Annotated in this window: 14 protein-coding genes and 2 pseudogenes; 7 read left to right on the forward strand and 9 right to left on the reverse strand. The window is 41.0% G+C overall.

The genetic code is table 11. The annotated features are described in order from the left end of the window. Nucleotides 1-45: 45 nt before the first annotated feature. From tnpA to ACR5KR_RS16825, 3 genes and pseudogenes are all read left to right on the forward strand, one after another. Nucleotides 46-441: pseudogene (tnpA, locus tag ACR5KR_RS16815) on the forward strand (IS200/IS605 family transposase); the annotation flags it as partial. Nucleotides 442-662: 221 nt separating this feature from the next. Beyond that, on the forward strand, nt 663-1,451 hold the full coding sequence (locus ACR5KR_RS16820) for a tryptophan-rich sensory protein (RefSeq protein WP_448267257.1): 789 nt from the start codon (nt 663-665) through the stop codon (nt 1,449-1,451). A 164-nt stretch (nt 1,452-1,615) separates the two neighbouring features. Further along, nucleotides 1,616-2,311 (forward strand): pentapeptide repeat-containing protein, encoded by a 696-nt coding sequence (locus ACR5KR_RS16825; RefSeq protein WP_448267259.1) that lies wholly within the window; start codon nt 1,616-1,618, stop codon nt 2,309-2,311. A 22-nt stretch (nt 2,312-2,333) separates the two neighbouring features. Here the strand turns inward: ACR5KR_RS16825 and ACR5KR_RS16830 are convergent, their stop codons facing one another. Then, nucleotides 2,334-2,852: a hypothetical protein gene (locus tag ACR5KR_RS16830; protein ID WP_448267260.1), complete on the reverse strand. Its 519-nt coding sequence runs from the start codon at nt 2,850-2,852 to the stop codon at nt 2,334-2,336. A 751-nt stretch (nt 2,853-3,603) separates the two neighbouring features. Between ACR5KR_RS16830 and ACR5KR_RS16835 the strand changes: the two are divergent. After that, nucleotides 3,604-5,274, forward strand: a pseudogene (locus ACR5KR_RS16835) (calcium-binding protein); the annotation flags it as partial. 186 nt (nt 5,275-5,460) lie between these two features. Here ACR5KR_RS16835 and ACR5KR_RS16840 read toward each other — a convergent pair. Next, on the reverse strand, nt 5,461-5,637 hold the full coding sequence (locus ACR5KR_RS16840) for a hypothetical protein (protein WP_448267261.1): 177 nt from the start codon (nt 5,635-5,637) through the stop codon (nt 5,461-5,463). A gap of 513 nt (nt 5,638-6,150) precedes the next feature. Between ACR5KR_RS16840 and ACR5KR_RS16845 the strand changes: the two genes are divergently transcribed. Beyond that, on the forward strand, nt 6,151-7,821 hold the full coding sequence (locus tag ACR5KR_RS16845; RefSeq protein WP_448267262.1) for an MBL fold metallo-hydrolase: 1,671 nt from the start codon (nt 6,151-6,153) through the stop codon (nt 7,819-7,821). Nucleotides 7,822-7,882: 61 nt separating this feature from the next. On the opposite strand, the gene ACR5KR_RS16850 is transcribed toward ACR5KR_RS16845, so the two are convergent. From ACR5KR_RS16850 to ACR5KR_RS16880, 7 genes are all read right to left on the reverse strand, one after another. Then, nucleotides 7,883-8,194, reverse strand: coding sequence for a DUF6679 family protein (locus ACR5KR_RS16850; protein ID WP_012408115.1), 312 nt, complete (start codon nt 8,192-8,194; stop codon nt 7,883-7,885). 576 nt (nt 8,195-8,770) lie between these two features. Further along, complete coding sequence (locus ACR5KR_RS16855; RefSeq protein ID WP_194042969.1) at nt 8,771-8,989, reverse strand: hypothetical protein; 219 nt, start codon at nt 8,987-8,989, stop codon at nt 8,771-8,773. Nucleotides 8,990-9,257: 268 nt separating this feature from the next. Continuing rightward, complete coding sequence (locus ACR5KR_RS16860) at nt 9,258-10,046, reverse strand: Nif3-like dinuclear metal center hexameric protein (RefSeq protein WP_448267264.1); 789 nt, start codon at nt 10,044-10,046, stop codon at nt 9,258-9,260. A gap of 32 nt (nt 10,047-10,078) precedes the next feature. Beyond that, nucleotides 10,079-10,828: a hypothetical protein gene (locus tag ACR5KR_RS16865; RefSeq protein ID WP_448267265.1), complete on the reverse strand. Its 750-nt coding sequence runs from the start codon at nt 10,826-10,828 to the stop codon at nt 10,079-10,081. Nucleotides 10,829-11,140: 312 nt separating this feature from the next. After that, on the reverse strand, nt 11,141-11,554 hold the full coding sequence (locus ACR5KR_RS16870) for a secondary thiamine-phosphate synthase enzyme YjbQ (RefSeq protein WP_448267266.1): 414 nt from the start codon (nt 11,552-11,554) through the stop codon (nt 11,141-11,143). Nucleotides 11,555-11,770: 216 nt separating this feature from the next. Further along, on the reverse strand, nt 11,771-12,853 hold the full coding sequence (locus tag ACR5KR_RS16875) for a glycosyl transferase (protein WP_448267267.1): 1,083 nt from the start codon (nt 12,851-12,853) through the stop codon (nt 11,771-11,773). Between the two features lie 101 nt (nt 12,854-12,954). Further along, the gene (locus ACR5KR_RS16880; RefSeq protein ID WP_448267268.1) at nt 12,955-14,148 is read right to left on the reverse strand and encodes an aminotransferase class V-fold PLP-dependent enzyme; all 1,194 of its coding nucleotides are present in this window, start codon (nt 14,146-14,148) and stop codon (nt 12,955-12,957) included. A gap of 23 nt (nt 14,149-14,171) precedes the next feature. On the opposite strand from ACR5KR_RS16880, the gene ACR5KR_RS16885 reads away from it, so the two are divergent. Continuing rightward, the gene (locus ACR5KR_RS16885; protein ID WP_448267269.1) at nt 14,172-14,360 is read left to right on the forward strand and encodes a hypothetical protein; all 189 of its coding nucleotides are present in this window, start codon (nt 14,172-14,174) and stop codon (nt 14,358-14,360) included. A 274-nt stretch (nt 14,361-14,634) separates the two neighbouring features. Next, the gene (locus tag ACR5KR_RS16890) at nt 14,635-15,999 is read left to right on the forward strand and encodes a histidine phosphatase family protein (RefSeq protein WP_448267270.1); all 1,365 of its coding nucleotides are present in this window, start codon (nt 14,635-14,637) and stop codon (nt 15,997-15,999) included. Nucleotides 16,000-16,132 lie beyond the last annotated feature (133 nt).

Consider the following 16,132-nt stretch of genomic DNA (forward strand, 5'->3'; position numbering starts at 1 on the left):
ATCATTGACAATACAATTGAAATGTAGGTTGGTCAAGCGCTTGCTAGAAAAAGCTCTCATTCTATTTTTTCTATTCACCTGCATTTTGTGTTTGTCACCAAATATCGACGCCAAGTAATAACCGCTCCAATGTTGGAACGCTTGAATGAGGTACTGGCAAATGTTTGCATAAAGACAAAATGCCGATTAATAGAATTTTCAGGAGAATCAGACCATGTTCACCTATTGGTAGATTTCCATCCTGATAATAATTTATCAGCGTTAGTGGGGAGCCTTAAGTCAGCCTCTAGCAGAATTATTCAAAAAGAATTCACGGAACATTTAGCGACTTTCTATAAAAAACCTGTTCTTTGGTCTAGTTCTTATTATGTTGCCTCAACTGGTGGCGCACCGATTGAAAAGGTCAAGCAATATATCAAATCTCAGGAAGCACCATCATGAGGGAATTAGAAATTGTTCAAATCCTCTTTGCACTGTTTGAACGTAGTTCAAACACATTTGAGAGGTTTTCGCAATTTCCCGCTATTCATCCCCACCTTGCGAGTACGCTGAAGGTGGGGACTTTCGCATTACGTTAACTTGCTAGATATGACTGTGGCTTATATGCATCACTCTTTTTGGGATGTAAGCTAAAAGCACAAAAGATTATGAGTTAATATCCTATGCAGCAGTTCACAAAAGGCAATTACCGGGATCTTTGGCGGCAGCTTGTTACTTTGGCTGCAATCTTTGGTGCTTTTGTTATCAACGTAGTATCGAACATTTTTCCGCTCAATGGACTTAGCATCGGGGAAATTTCCAATACTTTGTTTAAAAATGTCCTGATTATCCCTGCCAATTACGCCTTTGCTATCTGGGGGCTGATTTACCTTGGGTTGTTTGCTTTTGGGGTATACCAAGCTTTACCTAACCAACGACATGAGCCTGATTTACGTAAGACAGATTATCTGTTGGCGATCGCCTGTGTTGCTCAAAGTATCTGGGTGTATCTGTTTTTGTCTAGGCTTTTTGCTCTTTCTGTAATTGCAATGCTCTTGATTCTGTTGCCCCTAATTGGTGTTTATGTGCAGTTAGAAATTGGCAAATCGCGTGTACCTTGGCTAAAAAAATGGTGTATTCACTTTCCAATTAGCATTTATCTAGGTTGGATTAGCGTGGCGACTATTGTCAATGTAGCGTGTGCTTTGGATTTTCACAGGTGGAACGGTTGGGGGATTTCTGCTGTAATCTGGACTCTCATTATGGTATTAATAGCAACAGCAGTTGCAGCAGTTATGGTCATCCAGCGTCGAGACATCGCTTATACAGGAGTAACAATCTGGGCACTGGTAGCGATCGCATTCAAGCATTCTGATAACTCAATGCTCAGAAATACCGTATTAGTTTTGGCAATTATTCTAGTTTTAACCGCTACGATTAACAGCTTACGTACCCAACAAGAACATATTTAAGTGTGATGACGTACCCGCCCAGCGTCGGTCAAGAGAAAACTTTTAGCAAGCGTTCGTTAAGCACACACAATAATGGTCGGTTGTTACACACACCAGTCTGATTGTTATTAGTCAGAATAGATAGTTAGAGCCGTAATTGTCTGAAAAGACCAAAATTTATAGGAATGAAAAATATTATCTCGATTGGTTGGAATAACTGGTTAAAACGGCACAAAGAATCTGTTTTACTATTTGACTCAATTGCTGCTGCTAATGAGATTGCCTTGATGCTTAACGGTCAATGGGATGGCTGCAATGGTGTAATTGTAGCTTCTAGTGATGAGGTAGCTGTTAACACTGCTGCCAAACTATTAAAAGCCACTTGGTGTTATCAAGGCGCATCAAAAGCTGTTTTAGACAGAGTAACAACGAATGAAATTTTACGCCGTTATGCAATCGGAGAAAGAAATTTTGTTAATGCTAATTTGAGGTGTGCAGTACTTGCATCAGTGAAGCTGAGTGAAATTAACCTAAGTTATGCCTCGTTGAGTTGGGCGGACTTAAGTCAAGCCAATCTAAGTAAAGCTGATTTAACAGCAGCAGACCTCAGTCAAGCTAATTTAAGTGGAGCTTACTTGAATAAAGCATACTTGATGAGGGCAAACCTAAGTGAGGCAAACCTGCAACAAGCTTCACTTCAAGGGGCTAACCTCAGTAGTGCTAACTTAAGTGAAGTCAACCTCACTGGTGCAGATTTAACAGGAGCTAATCTGTCATTAGCAGACCTAAGAGGAGCAAATTTTCACTTGTGCAATTTGAGTGGGGCTAACTTAACAAATGCCAAGTTAATTGAAAGTGACTTGGCTTTTGCTCAACAATAATCGCCGAACTCCAGTATTATCTCTAGTCAGTTCCACCCCAAGTCCAGGTAGGATTGCCATTCTTTAAACTATTTTTTAGCACTACTAGGGGATAATTATTAGCATCAGAGCCACCAGCCAAATCTAAGATGAAGTAAACTTTACCTTTAACAAAGTGCATCCGTAAATAATTAATTTTTCCAGAGTAGTCTTGCCCATCAACCTTAGTCATTCCAGCAGAAGCAAAGCATCTAGCATATTTTGGTTTGAGTGTCCCAACCCATGTAACACTAAAGCTATTACTGGCTTGAACAGAGATATTACTGGCATAGGCACTCAGGTTAATAGAGCCATCTGTTGCAAAACTGCCTTCTTGATAAGGATGGGGTTTTTCAGTGACAATCACCTTGTCTGGACAGCTTTGTTTTTGCTCGTTTTCACTATAAACTTTTAGCTCAATATTTTGTGATTGATTTTGTGCTTGGACGCACCAGTTGGACAGCAGAGGCAGTAAAACAATACTAGTGCCTATAATCAAAATCAAAGGTTTAAATGAAATCATACTCATATCCGAACAAATATTAAATTGAATCTAGTATTAGATTTTAGTAATTAATTGGGTAAATTCAAGTCAGGGTAATTACTGAGAAATGGAAAAGGGAAATATTAAAGAAGAAACTTTTACCCACAATCCTAAGAAGTCCATTTTTACTAACTCAAGCAAGACGAGACTCGCAAGTTTTGCTTAGAAATTCTCGAAAAAATTGCGATCGCTTGTAAGCTAAAATACCTAACGAACTAGATAGAGCGCAGACTTACACACGCTCTCAAAGTTAATTCAGGCTTGGCATACTTTTTAAACACCCTCAAAGCTAGTCGAGAATATTTTAATTAACCTGAGTACCACAAATTTCTCCTTACCTTGAACTAAAGTTAAAGTGTGTAACATCTAAGTAAATACGGTAGTATATGGTTGGTGTTGGGTTATTTAGATGTTCTGTATTTCAAAGTAGATATGCACGCAGAATTTCTCGGAACGAGGGTATAAAAATCTCCTTCTTTGTCAGTAGTTAACTATTGACTTGAATTTACACCCTGATTAGTGTGTACAGTGCCATTCGACTTAGATAGTTTGAGAATAAATCAGTGCTACTGAAAAGCTTTTTCATAGAGTGAATCTTTGATGAATATTACTGTTCCTAATTCTTAAGGTATACGTCAACTTCGGTAAGTATTTTGTGCCCGAAAACAGCATTAAATTCAAAGTTGAGAACTGAAATTACTGAAAAAATGGAATCAGGTAGGCAAAAGTTATGGCAAACATCATTGGAACCAGCGGCTACGACTTACTACAGGGTGGTACTGGGAATGATACTCTCATTGGTGGTACTGGGAATGATTTTTTAACTGGTGGCGGTGGCAAGGATAAATTTGTTTACGACTTGGGCGACGGCACTGATAGAATTACTGATTTTGGTGGCATAGGTAAAGGAACTAACCCGACAGCAGCAGTTATTGCTGAAGTGGACACCATCAAATTTCAGGGTGCAGGATTAACTGCTCGAAATTTACTGCTGTTTCAGAATGGCAACAATCTAGAAATCTCCTTTGAAGGGAATGCTGATACCCTAGTTATCCTACAAAATTTCAAACTAGAAAATTTAGAGAATCTGAAAGCTTCTGGAGGCAAACCAGCAATTGGTAATATCCTGTTTGACGGGCAAAATAGCATCACCGACAGCTTTAATGTCCTCGATTCCAACTCTACTGATACTAGCCTGGGCATCAAGAACACAGTAACTTTCCTCAATGACCTCAACAATAATATTACGGGATTAGAGGATTCTAATGATGTAGTTAATGGTCAAGGCGGTAATGACAAAATCGATGGCTTGAGTGGAAACGATTTGCTGCGAGGTGGTGCAGGCGATGATACCCTCATTGGTGGTGCAGGCGATGATACCCTCATTGGTGGTGCGGGAAATGATAGCCTCATTGGTGGTACGGGTAATGACTCTCTTGTTGGCAATAATCTGCTTTCTGGGGGCTATGGCAATGATTATCTCTCCATCTCTGGCTACGAGGGCTTTAGCTATCCAGACGAAGACTACAACTCTCGCTCGTCTGGTAAAAACACCCTCAACGGTGGCGCAGGTGACGATAACTTGAGTGCTAGCGGTTCAACAGGCAATAATTTGCTCTCTGGGGACGATGGCAATGATAATCTCTCGATCTCTGGCTACTACAATGGAGGTAACTACGGAGCCTACGACTCTCGCTCGTCTGGTAAGAACACCCTCAACGGTGGTGCAGGTAAGGATACCTTGAGTGCTGGCGGTTCAACAGGCGATAATTTGCTCTCTGGGGGTGATGGCAATGATTATCTCTCCATCTCTGGCTACTTCAAATACACTCCTAGCGACCCCTATTCACTCCGCGATGTCTCCATCACATACGAATCTCGCTCGTCTGGAAAAAACACTCTTAACGGTGGCACTGGGGACGATAACTTGGATGCTAGTAATTCAAAAGGTGATAACTTACTCGATGGTGGCGCTGGCAATGATTATATCTCCGCCTCTAGTGCCTTTGGTAAAAACACAATCTATGGTGGTAGTGGGAATGATACCCTTATAGGTGGTTTTGGTAATGATACCCTCTATGGAGGCACTGGTACTGATATTTTTGTTTTCAATAATTACAATAAAGGTGTTGACAGTATTTATGACTTCAACGCGACTAATGAACTGATTCAGGTATCGGCTGCTGGCTTTGGCGGCGGGTTATCACCAGGTTCGCTTAAGACAAGTCAGTTTACCCTCGGAACATCTGCGACGACAAGCAATCAACGATTTATCTATAACAGTGCTACAGGTGGACTGTTCTTTGACCTTGATGGCAGTGCGTCTGGGTTTACTCAGGTAAAATTTGCACAACTATCTACTGGATTGTCAGTCAGCGAAAACAATTTTGTGGTTGTTTAATCGAAATTAGGGACTTCCAAATAAAAAATATCCCAAAACTGATGCAAAGATTCTCTCTGTGTTCTCTGCCCCTGGAGTAGGTAGCCTGCGGCCTACGAACGCGAACAGCGTGTCGCTTTGCGTAGCAAGATCCCCGTAGGAGTATGCGTCTACGTTTATTGGGATAATTTATTTTTTGGAAATCCCTTAGCACTCTTTAATCACCAAGCAGTACGGTTTGCGAGATGCTATTTTCAAACGAAGATTTTTACGGGCTGTAAACGATTGCTCGTTGTCATATTGCTTTACATCTAGATAGACAGCTTGACCGAAAGGTTTTACAATCTGACTGATTGTGGTAAATTTACCTATTGCCCAATCCATATAAGCATAGTAAAGATTTTCTAGTGATTCCGTTTGATTGCAGAAGCACTAAATTAATATAGGAAAGTCTTTGAGTAAAGGGCAGCAGACAAATGGATGTAAAGCTGATTCTAGCTGGATTAACAGTTATATTTACACTTTCGTGCTTATTTTTTGGCACGAAGAATGGATTCTATGATTCAGATAATTATCATGGCAATGGCTCCGCACATTAAGATAAATCTGTAGACGCTCGATCGACTTCCCGGAGGGTGAGTTGGCTAAGAGCGCTCAAAACTTGTAAAGGGAAAACAAACGGCAAACTCCTTGAGCTACTAGTTTGATGGCTTCTGGTTAGCCCACCTTTCCGAATCAGTGCAGGTTCGGTGCAGGCGTCCTCCCCAATCAAAAATCCGTATTCTCAGGGTGTAGGGGCGCACGATAAAACTTACCCCTAAGTCACAAAACCAAAATTTGTGTAACTTTTGGCTTTTGGGATATGTCCATGATGATGAGGTTTGAGGGGAGGAGAGCATGAGGGATAATCTATCGGCATCCTCTCGCGTAGATGCTGCGGAACTAGGTAGTGAATTAGAATGTTTCCCCTATAGTGTCCAGCATGACAATGAGGGCGTGTGTTTGTTGGTGAAAATGGGCCCACATCGCATCCTATTGGACTGTGGTTTTGAGGATATTTCATCGCTGGCTAAGGGGCTGACTAAATCGGGACGTGGAACTAGTTCGCCCCTACCAGCAGATTTAGTTTTGATTAGTCATGCCCACCCAGATCATGCTAAAGGCTTACTGGCGCTGCATACAGCTTTTCCCAAGTTACCGATTTATGGTAGTGAGGTAACTAGCAAGTTACTACCGCTGAATTGGGTAGATCAAGACCCTGAGAAAATTTCCCAATTTTGTCATGCCTTGCCATTGCGATCGCCTGTGGAATTTCAAGATGGTTTGGTGGCAGAATTATTTCCCGCAGGGCATTTACCAGGAGCAGTGGCAATTCTCCTTACCTATACCACCCAGCAGCGTACTTACAAGCTACTGTATACAGGGGACTTTTTCTTATCAAACTCCCGACTAGTAGAAGGTTTGCGTTTAGAGGAACTGCGGGGTTTAGATTTGGATGTGCTAATCATTGAAGGTAGTTATGGTACATCCCGTCATCCTCACCGCCGCAACCAAGAAAATCAACTAGCCGAGCGAATTAATCGAGCGATCGCTGACCATTGTTCTGTAATCCTTCCCACCCCGGCTTTAGGATTAGGTCAAGAATTATTAATGCTCTTGCGATCGCATCACCACTTCACCGGACGAGATTTAGATATTTGGGTAGATGGTGCTGTCGCCACTGGATGCGATGCATATCTGGAACTGCTACCCCATCTCCCTCCATCGGTGCAGAACTTCGCCCGCCATCAACCCTTATTTTGGGATGAACGGGTACGTCCCCGCGTGCGTCGTCTCCAACCAGAACATCGCCCCAATGTCGGTAAGTCACCTTGTATTGTCCTCACCGACTCGACATCTGATTTAGGCGAACACTGCCAATTAGACACCGGGCCTTGGCTGATTCTCCTACCGGAAAAAATTGATATAAAAGTTAACAAAGAATATTTAGCACCCACCACTGTTGAAACTTATCTCTTAGCTCAACATAGCGATGGCCCTGGTACTACGCAGCTAATTCATAATTTGCGACCCCAGCACGTGGTTTTTGTTCATGGTTCCCCTGGCTATTTGGCAGACCTGACTAGCTTAGAGGAGTTGCAAAACCGCTACCACGTACATTCTCCGGCGGCTGATACTTTAGTGGAACTGCCCATTGGCGACACATTTTTACAACCGGCAGCACCAGAGACTAACTATGAAGGCGAACTCACAGAGTTAGGAACAGTAATCACAATCACCTTACCGAATGTGATTACTGCCGATCAGCGTTGGCGGCAATTTGCCGATACTGGTTTAATCGAAGCTCGTTGGCAAGGGGAAGAATTAGTATTAAGGGGATTGTCTCAACGAGAACTGCTCAACCAAAACAGCGATCGCTATACCTGGACAGATGTAGACTGTTGTGGTACTTGCCGACATCAAAGGGGGCAGCGGTGTTGGAATCCAGCTTCCCCGTTGTATAACTTTAAAGTAACTCTCGAAGGTTACTGTCCTGCTTTTGAAGGCTTATCTAGTCCTGAGTCCTGAGTTCTGAGTGCTGAGTTAGGATTTATTACTCAGCACTCGATACTCAGCACTCAGCGCTGAATTATTCTGGATTCGAGTCAGTGTAACGGTTGTGAATGCGCTCTGCTTCGGGACAATCTTCAGTCATCAGAGGTTCTACATTACCGCGCGGTACTGAAGCCAATTTTTGCGTTACAGCACCAATGCTCTCGAGACGAACCATTTCTTCCCAAGAACAAACTTCGTCCTCTTCTTCTGTTTCATAGCGTAGGGTCACTAAATCTCCCTCTATGTCTATGATGCGGGCGCGTTCAATCCAGCGTTGCTGGTCCCGCAAGAAAACACATACCTCGCGCCCATCGCAACACAGTTGATAAATCTTGCGGTGTAGCATGTACTGTTTCTGCCTTTTTAAACAACGTAGTTAAACCTGTCAAAATCTGGGTTCTACCCCATTACATTACACCTTTAAGAGGTTAATTTCACTGTTTAGAACAAGTGCGCTTCATAACCCAATCCCAAGATTTGCTTCTATTTATCAAAATATCAGGATAATGTTGGGTCATAAATCAATGGTTGCTCTAACAATGAACTCAATCTCCCTCCAGCTTATTTTAGGGAATGTCTGCTTCTATAGAAGTCAAACAGTTCGGTACCTGTCCTAACCAGGTTCATATTTGCTGCTGAGTCATTCTTACCATTATGTAATAAAGAATACTCCAAAACAATCGTTGATTGCGGTTGTTTAATTTGCCTACTTTTAATCATTGGCATTACTGGGAAGTCCGGGGACTTGGCTTTACTTTTACCCACTTGTATCTGATCTTAACTCATTCTCTTGCTGACCTTGATACTTTTCAACAACAACACCCAAATAGTTTTGAGTTTTTCAGTCAAAAACCTGAAAAAAGGCAACAGCGTCAGGGAAGAGTAGAGGAAAACACCATGAGAAAATTCTACTCCAGAAGTCTTAGGAGGATTTATGTGGTAAAGGAAATTCTATAAGCACGTTCGACGAGGATGCTTCTCGTTTAATTTTTCCGGCGCGAACTGCATCGTATAGGGCTGCGAGCTCTGGCAAATCCTCTGACTGATAGCATTTAGTGGCTAGCACCTGCTGGAGTAAACCCTCAGATTCAACACTAAGATATCCAGTTTGGAAAGCAGATGCAATAATTGTGCGAATCATCTTGATTAGGGCAGAGTGAGCAAATTATTAGGTCTAGTGTGGAACATTTTCCTTTCTTCCTAATTGATATGAAACATTAATACTGTGTGATTAGTCTTACGCTCAACCAGTGATTTACATCACAATATGAGTTTTTGATACTTTAATATTACACAGGTAAAAGGGCAAAAAATTTTCAGCATCAATGTTAAAAAGCTGATACTTAACAAAATTAAAATACAACAATTTTTTCGAGAAGCATCTACAAAATCCAATTAAACATCAGCAATCAAGCAAAAAACTGGCGGAAATCTTCATCTTTTTGACTTAATTGTACCCAGTCTAAGTTTAAAGACTGGAATTTTTGCACTAAGCGATCACAAGCCGGACGTTCGGTAGCGTAATGTCCAGCATCGATTAAAATAAGATTGCAATCGCGGCTTTCTTGAAACTGATGGAATTTACAGTCAGAAGTTAGATAAGCTTGGGCACCTGTTTTGGCGACGGCTGAAATGTAACTAGCCCCCGAACCACCCAAAACAGCAACTCGTGAAATTGTTTGCTGTAAATCAGCAGTTGGGGAAAAAATCAAATTAGGGGGAGAAAGTCGGGTTTGAATGGTGGTGAGTAATTCCTGTAATGTCAGAAATGGTTCTAGCAAACCAACACGACCATATCCTAATCCTGGTTGTGTAACTTCGATGGGGGTAACTTCTTTGAGTTCTAAAATCTGAGCTAACACGTCAGCAGTCCCATCTTGCACTTGGTCAAAATTCGTGTGGGCAGTGTAAATACCAATATTATGGGTAAAGGCTAACCGTACCATTTCAGCGATCGCTTCACCAGTACGTAAAGATTTGAGAGGATTAAAAATCAAAGGGTGATGGGCAAATATCAGATTAGCATTTTTTGCGATCGCTTCCTGCATTACCGCCAAAGTCGGTGTCAAACAGACCAAAACCCGTGCTTTTTCCTGCAAAACTCCTGGTTCAATTTGCCAGCCACAATTATCCCAACTTTCACACCAAGCAGGATTCGCCCATGCTTCAAACCAAGTAATTAAATCAGCAATTTTCATAATTATCTTCTTCAGTAATTTTTAATTACTAATCAGCGTTTCTGTGGTTGAATATTTAATTTTAATGCTAATTGCTGGCGCATTTCTTGGAAAGGTTTGTTCCATACAGGGCTAGCATTCCAGTTCCATACCGTTACTGGAATAAGTTGTTCTTCAGCAAGATAAGTTAATAGACGGTATTCATCTTCTGGTTCGCGAGAAAAAGTGAAGGGGTTGCGGTAGCCCGTTTCACACAGTTTATAAGATACAACCTGACCATGATTAATACGTTGTAAAAGTTCCTTACCTTTGATGAGCAAATAATCTAAAAATAACAGGCTAAAAGGCTCTATATGTGCGCGTTTTTCTGGCTCTTTTTGTACCCATCTAGCCCACTCAAACCCATACATAAAATCATGAACATAACGAAAGCGGATTTCTGTTTTATTGCCGAACATCTTTGTTAGACAAACCATCTTTTCACCAAAAACTTTTAAGAATGCAATAGCGCCCTCCTCTGCATTTAAAGCCTGCCTAAGCATACTGCTTACCAGAAAATCGAAATCCCAAAAGATGTTTTCTGGAAAGTTTTGCAATTGAGTGCGGACTATGCTTTCGAGAATTTCTTGAATAGTTGTGATAATTTGAATGTCGGTATTTTGTTCCGCAATCAAATTTCCTAACTCTGCAAAGCTGGTAATTAATGTTTTTTTGGGACTCAGTGATAATAATTTAACAGACTGCTGGGTAAAGATTTCATCAATAAACTGAAAAGTATTAGTTGGTATTAGTTTTTGATTCATAGTAATAGTAATAGCCCAAGCAGGTTTACATTAAGTGTTATTTTATATTAAAATAAATAAATTATTAAACTTATATAAATAAACTTAACTTTTAAGTTTACAAACTGACATGAAATACTCAGTGTATGTCTAGTTAATTATCAATAAAGGAATTTTCTCATCCCCAGAGTGTAAAAATACTTAGCATAATCTGGCTAAAGTCAAGGTTTTGGGATTACTGATTATTGACTTTGGACAAGCTGCACAAAAAAATAGGACACTTGCGTAAGTCCTAATAAAATTTAACTACGATTTCTAAATTTAAGAAATTTGCTATGCAGAAATGTGCACAACTAGTTCTCTAGAATGACTGCGTTGACGATGTTCCCAAATATAAATTCCCTGCCAAGTTCCTAATACTAAATGACCGCGATTAATAGGTATATGTTCAGAAGTATGGGTAAGTGCAGTACGAATGTGTGCCGGCATATCATCGGAACCTTCGGCATCATGAATGTATTTGCCTGATTCTGGCACAAGTTTTGCCATAAAGTTAGCTAAATCTACAAGTACATCAGGATCGGCATTTTCTTGGATTACTAAACTAGCTGAAGTGTGGCGCAAAAATAAAGTACAAAGGCCAGTTTCTACTCCCGATTCTGCAACTATAGCTGCAATTTTTGCGGTGATGTTTTGAAAAGATTTGCCAGTAGTAGAAATTCTGAGTAACTTTTGATAGTGAGTCACGTCGCTTCGCTCCGAATTCAAAATTCAAAATTCAAAATTCAAAATTAATGATCTTCGTAAATAAATTTAGTGGCTCTGGATAATAATTCGTTTTCGGTCATTTCAAACAATAATTTTTGCATTTGATTTAATCCATATTCCTTGGGTGGCTAATTTTAGAGTTTCTTTATCTATGCTTGAAGATTCCACTATTAATTGATGTTACTTTAAATAGCTTTATTTTGTCTGTAAATAATTGATAACAGCTTGAGCGATCGCTTCATTACCATCTTTAGCAATTGGTTGAGATTGCCGTGGAGGTTGGGGTAACTCATGGAGAAAATTCCAAGTTCCTTGAAAAAACTCAGATGGGGTGATGATTTGATGTTGATTATAATTAGTTATGCCTTCTACTATAAAAGTTGCTTCGGCAAAGTCTTCACGCGGTATGGTGACAATTGGTATTCCTAGTATTGTGGCTTCCGAAAAAGTACTATAACCAGGTTTAGAAACGACTCGCCCACAAATAGGCATAAAATCTACAGGGCGGTATTTGTGGTCATTAATTTTCACTAAATTAGGTAAATCAGGGGCAGATCGATCGAATACAATAAATTGCCAATCTGGAAATCGCTCTAGGTTATCATAAGGAATTTGCTGTAAACCCAACCCCCCAAAGGTCAACAAAATGGTTTTTTCGACTGGTGCAGTTATTCCCCAAAGAGAACGTAAATCATCAGCAGAGTGACGGGGAGAACCGCCTGTTAAGCCGACATCTGTGATATTATTAAAAGCTGGCATTGGTTCGTGGAAAGGAAGACGAAACAGGCGATCGCACTTTGAGTACCAATCACTAATCCAATCTGCAACTGCGGTAAATTCGCCTCCCCAATCTCGGTAGATAAAGTCCCAACCAAAGTTACTCATCATCCAGCAGGGAATATTTGCAGCTTTGGCAAACCCAGGAGCGAGGAAGGGAATATCTGCCAAGATAAGATTAACGCGATTTTGGCGGATAAAATTCACTTCTGAGGCAATCAGCGAATTTTGATGCTTCTTAATATCTAGCAACTTTTCTAAAGTCGCTACTTTATCCATTGTCAAACTATCTGTTTGCACCACACCCAAATCAAATGCACGAGGACGATAGATAAAATCGCCTTCTATATAACACTCTAGCAACCAGCGTGGGGCAGTACTCACCACAATTAGTAAAACTTCTGGACATAACTTTTGAATTGTTGCAGCTACAGAAGCCGTGCGGGTAGCATGACCAAAGCCGTGGTTAGTTATCGCTAAGTATAAGATTGGGCGTTCCATTTTATTTTATAGTTAGGAGTAGAGACGCGATTAATCGCGTCTGTACAAGAGTTAGGAGTTAAAATCATAATCTCTACACGCTAACTTACAACTCCTAACTTTTAATTAATTTTGCAAAAATTTTGAATCGCCTCAATCAATTGGTCGATTTCCGATTCTAAAGTAAAGTAATGAACGCTAGCACGTATACAGCTAGGATCGGCAATTGTCCGAGTTAATATTTTTTGTGAGTCCAAAAATTGCACCAACTTCAAATGAGCTTGAGGTTGATTATTTGCAAGTTGAAAAGAGACTATACCGCTTTCAGGTGGGGAAGTTCGCAAACATTTAATATCAGGTAACGCCGTCAATTGTCGCCAGAGGTACTCGCTATTATGACAAATTTGCTCATAACGTTCCTGTGATGTTCCCCATTGCTGATGAATTGCGATCGCTTCCTTTAAACCAAGATACAACGGATAAGCTAATGTAGACACTTCATATCGTCGCCCATCTGGAAGCCAATCCACAGGTTGAGATTGACTATCTACAACAACACCATTCAAGCCAATAAACGTAGGTTTTAGGCTTTCTCGTGCTTCTGGCCGGACATACAAGCCACCAGCACCCGCAGGGCCACATAACCATTTATGACCAGTGAAAGCATAAAAATCTACTCCCAATTCAGTCAAGTTTAAAGGCAATAAACCAGCAGATTGGGCAGCATCTATTAATAGTGCAGAATAATTATTTCTGCATACTTCGGCAATTTTGTCTAGAGGTAAAACTTGACCGGTATTCCAGAAAACATGACTCAATATTACTAGGCGGGTATTGGGGCGCAAGTGCTGGGCAATGATGGTTACAGGGTCGCCTTCATTTAAAGTCGCTTTTAGGGGACAAGTAGTAACTTCTACAGAGAATCTCCGCGAGATTTCTCGTGCTGTAGCAATTACGCCTGGATGTTCGCAGTCTGAGAGCAGTAGATGGTCGCCAGCACGCCATTCAATGCCCCACATGGCGATATTACAGCCAACAGTGACATTTTGGGTGAGAGTAATTGTTTGGCTTGGTGCATTTAATTCCAAAGCGATCGCTTCTCTTGCGGCTTGAGTTTGAGGTGCTATCCAGCTAAACGCCTCATTGCCAAAGGGGCCTATTTGCTGAACATAAGCTTGAGTTTCGGCGATCGCATCCATTGCCCTTTGGGGCATGGGTCCTTGTCCTCCATAGTTAAAATAAGCCTTATTCCCTAAAGCGGGAAATTGCTCTCGATGACGATGCAGCTTGATTGGTGATGCAGAAATACTAGTCATAATTTACAAGGGATATCTGCTGTTTGCAGGCTATTGATATTCAAAAGTATTTTGACAGTTTCTCATGCCGACGTTACGGCATCCCCTCGACTGGCAATGCTGATTCCAAGACCTCATGGATTACATCTTTGATGGTATTTCCGGCGATCGCACCCAGTCTATTATCAATAGTGAGTGATAATGACTCTCACGATATCCCTATTCATGCCTAGAATTGCCTTTAGTCTACCATTTAGAGGCAAAGGATAGAACTATTAACAGATAAGAATGAATGCCCTGATGACAAAAATGGCTAGAATGCTTGGACTGTAAGGAGTCATTTTAACTCAGAGTATTACTTGGAGTAATTAGGAAGTAAGATAAATCTGAGCATATATTGAGCGTTGAGAATAAGTATAAATGTATACTTTTAATCTGCAACTATGCACTTAATTAATTAATTTGAGCATTAATTGAGTATTTTTTGTAAAAATAAGGCTGAAGCTTTTGAAAAATAAAACTTTAAAGGTCATCATTGTGCGCCACGGTCAAAGCGGTTATAACACCGAGCGGCGCATCCAAGGACGCACTGATGCATCAACATTAACCGAAAAAGGTCGTAAGGATGCAAGTCTAGTAGGCAAAGCCCTCAGCAATATCTTATTTAATACGATTTACAGCAGTCCCTTACAACGAGCGAAACACACAGCAGATATTATCCATAGTGAGTTAGCTACTCATGCTCAAAAATCTGCTGTAGTTCAAGTTTCTGATTTGCTACTAGAAATCGACCTACCTTTATGGGAAGGATTGCTGACTGCCCAAGTCAAGCAAAAATTTGCTGAAGACTACCGCACTTGGCATCAACACCCCGACGAACTGCGAATGCTGCTTAATGATGCAGAAGGAACAAGAGAACATTTTCCCGTTCTTGCTTTATACGAACAAGCACGGCAGTTTTGGCAAGAAATTTTGTCCCAACATCAAGGCGAAACCATTCTCATCGTCGGACATAACGGAATCAATCGCGCTTTGATTAGCACAGCATTAGGAATCCCTCCCAGTCGCTACCACTCAATACAGCAATCTAACTGTGGGATCACCGTATTAAATTTTGCTGGCGGATTGGGCGAACCAGTCCAGCTAGAATCCTTAAATCAGACGCAACACACCGGAGAAACTCTACCTTCATTCCGACCGGATCATCAAGGAGTACGATTGTTACTAGTGCGTCACGGTGAAACCGATTGGAATCGCCAAACTAGGTTTCAAGGACAAATTGATGTCCCCCTCAACGACAACGGTAGACAACAGTCACAAAAAGCCAGCGAATTTCTCCAAGAAGTAGCAATTGATTTTGCTTGCAGTAGCACAATGCTACGCCCTAAAGAAACAGCAGAGATTATCTTAAAACAACATCCGAATGTAAAATTAGAATTGCAAGATGGTTTAAGAGAAATCAGTCATGGTCTCTGGGAAGGAAAATTAGAAACAGAGATAGAGCAAGAGTTTCCAGGAGAATTGCAGCGATGGCGGTTGATACCAACGCAAGTGCAAATGCCTGAAGGAGAGAATTTACAACAGGTGTGGGAGCGCAGCGTTGCAGCTTGGCAATCAATTCTGCAAACAGCATCAAATAATCAATTCAAAACTGTATTAGTAGTAGCTCATGACGCTACTAACAAAACCTTACTTTGTCACATTCTGGGTTTATCGCTGGAAAACTTCTGGAGTTTTCGTCAGGGTAATGGTGCAGTTAGTGTTATCGACTACCCTGCTGGAATCGATGGTTTACCAGTACTGCAAGCAATGAATATCACTTATCACTTTGGTGGAGGTGTACTAGATAAAACAGCAGCGGGAGCATTGTGAGTGCTAAGTGCTGTTATCGTCAGCGGGACGTTTAGCCTGTGAGGAGTTAGAAGGAGTGAGGAGTGAGGAGTGAGGAATAAAGTTAGAAGCAATGACTGAAAAACAAATAACTCAGAAGTAGCTAGACGTAAAT

The sequence above is a fragment of the Nostoc sp. DSM 114159 genome (assembly GCF_053470285.1).

Coding starts and splice junctions, on each gene's coding strand:
- ACR5KR_RS16845 (WP_448267262.1), top strand. CDS start 6,151: ATGAGGGATAATCTATCGGCATCCTCTCGCGTAGATGCTGCGGAACTA.
- ACR5KR_RS16825 (WP_448267259.1), top strand. CDS start 1,616: ATGAAAAATATTATCTCGATTGGTTGGAATAACTGGTTAAAACGGCAC.
- ACR5KR_RS16880 (WP_448267268.1), bottom strand. CDS start 14,148: ATGACTAGTATTTCTGCATCACCAATCAAGCTGCATCGTCATCGAGAG.
- ACR5KR_RS16865 (WP_448267265.1), bottom strand. CDS start 10,828: ATGAATCAAAAACTAATACCAACTAATACTTTTCAGTTTATTGATGAA.
- ACR5KR_RS16840 (WP_448267261.1), bottom strand. CDS start 5,637: ATGGATTGGGCAATAGGTAAATTTACCACAATCAGTCAGATTGTAAAA.
- ACR5KR_RS16875 (WP_448267267.1), bottom strand. CDS start 12,853: ATGGAACGCCCAATCTTATACTTAGCGATAACTAACCACGGCTTTGGT.
- ACR5KR_RS16820 (WP_448267257.1), top strand. CDS start 663: ATGCAGCAGTTCACAAAAGGCAATTACCGGGATCTTTGGCGGCAGCTT.
- ACR5KR_RS16860 (WP_448267264.1), bottom strand. CDS start 10,046: ATGAAAATTGCTGATTTAATTACTTGGTTTGAAGCATGGGCGAATCCT.
- ACR5KR_RS16855 (WP_194042969.1), bottom strand. CDS start 8,989: ATGATTCGCACAATTATTGCATCTGCTTTCCAAACTGGATATCTTAGT.
- ACR5KR_RS16830 (WP_448267260.1), bottom strand. CDS start 2,852: ATGATTTCATTTAAACCTTTGATTTTGATTATAGGCACTAGTATTGTT.
- ACR5KR_RS16850 (WP_012408115.1), bottom strand. CDS start 8,194: ATGCTACACCGCAAGATTTATCAACTGTGTTGCGATGGGCGCGAGGTA.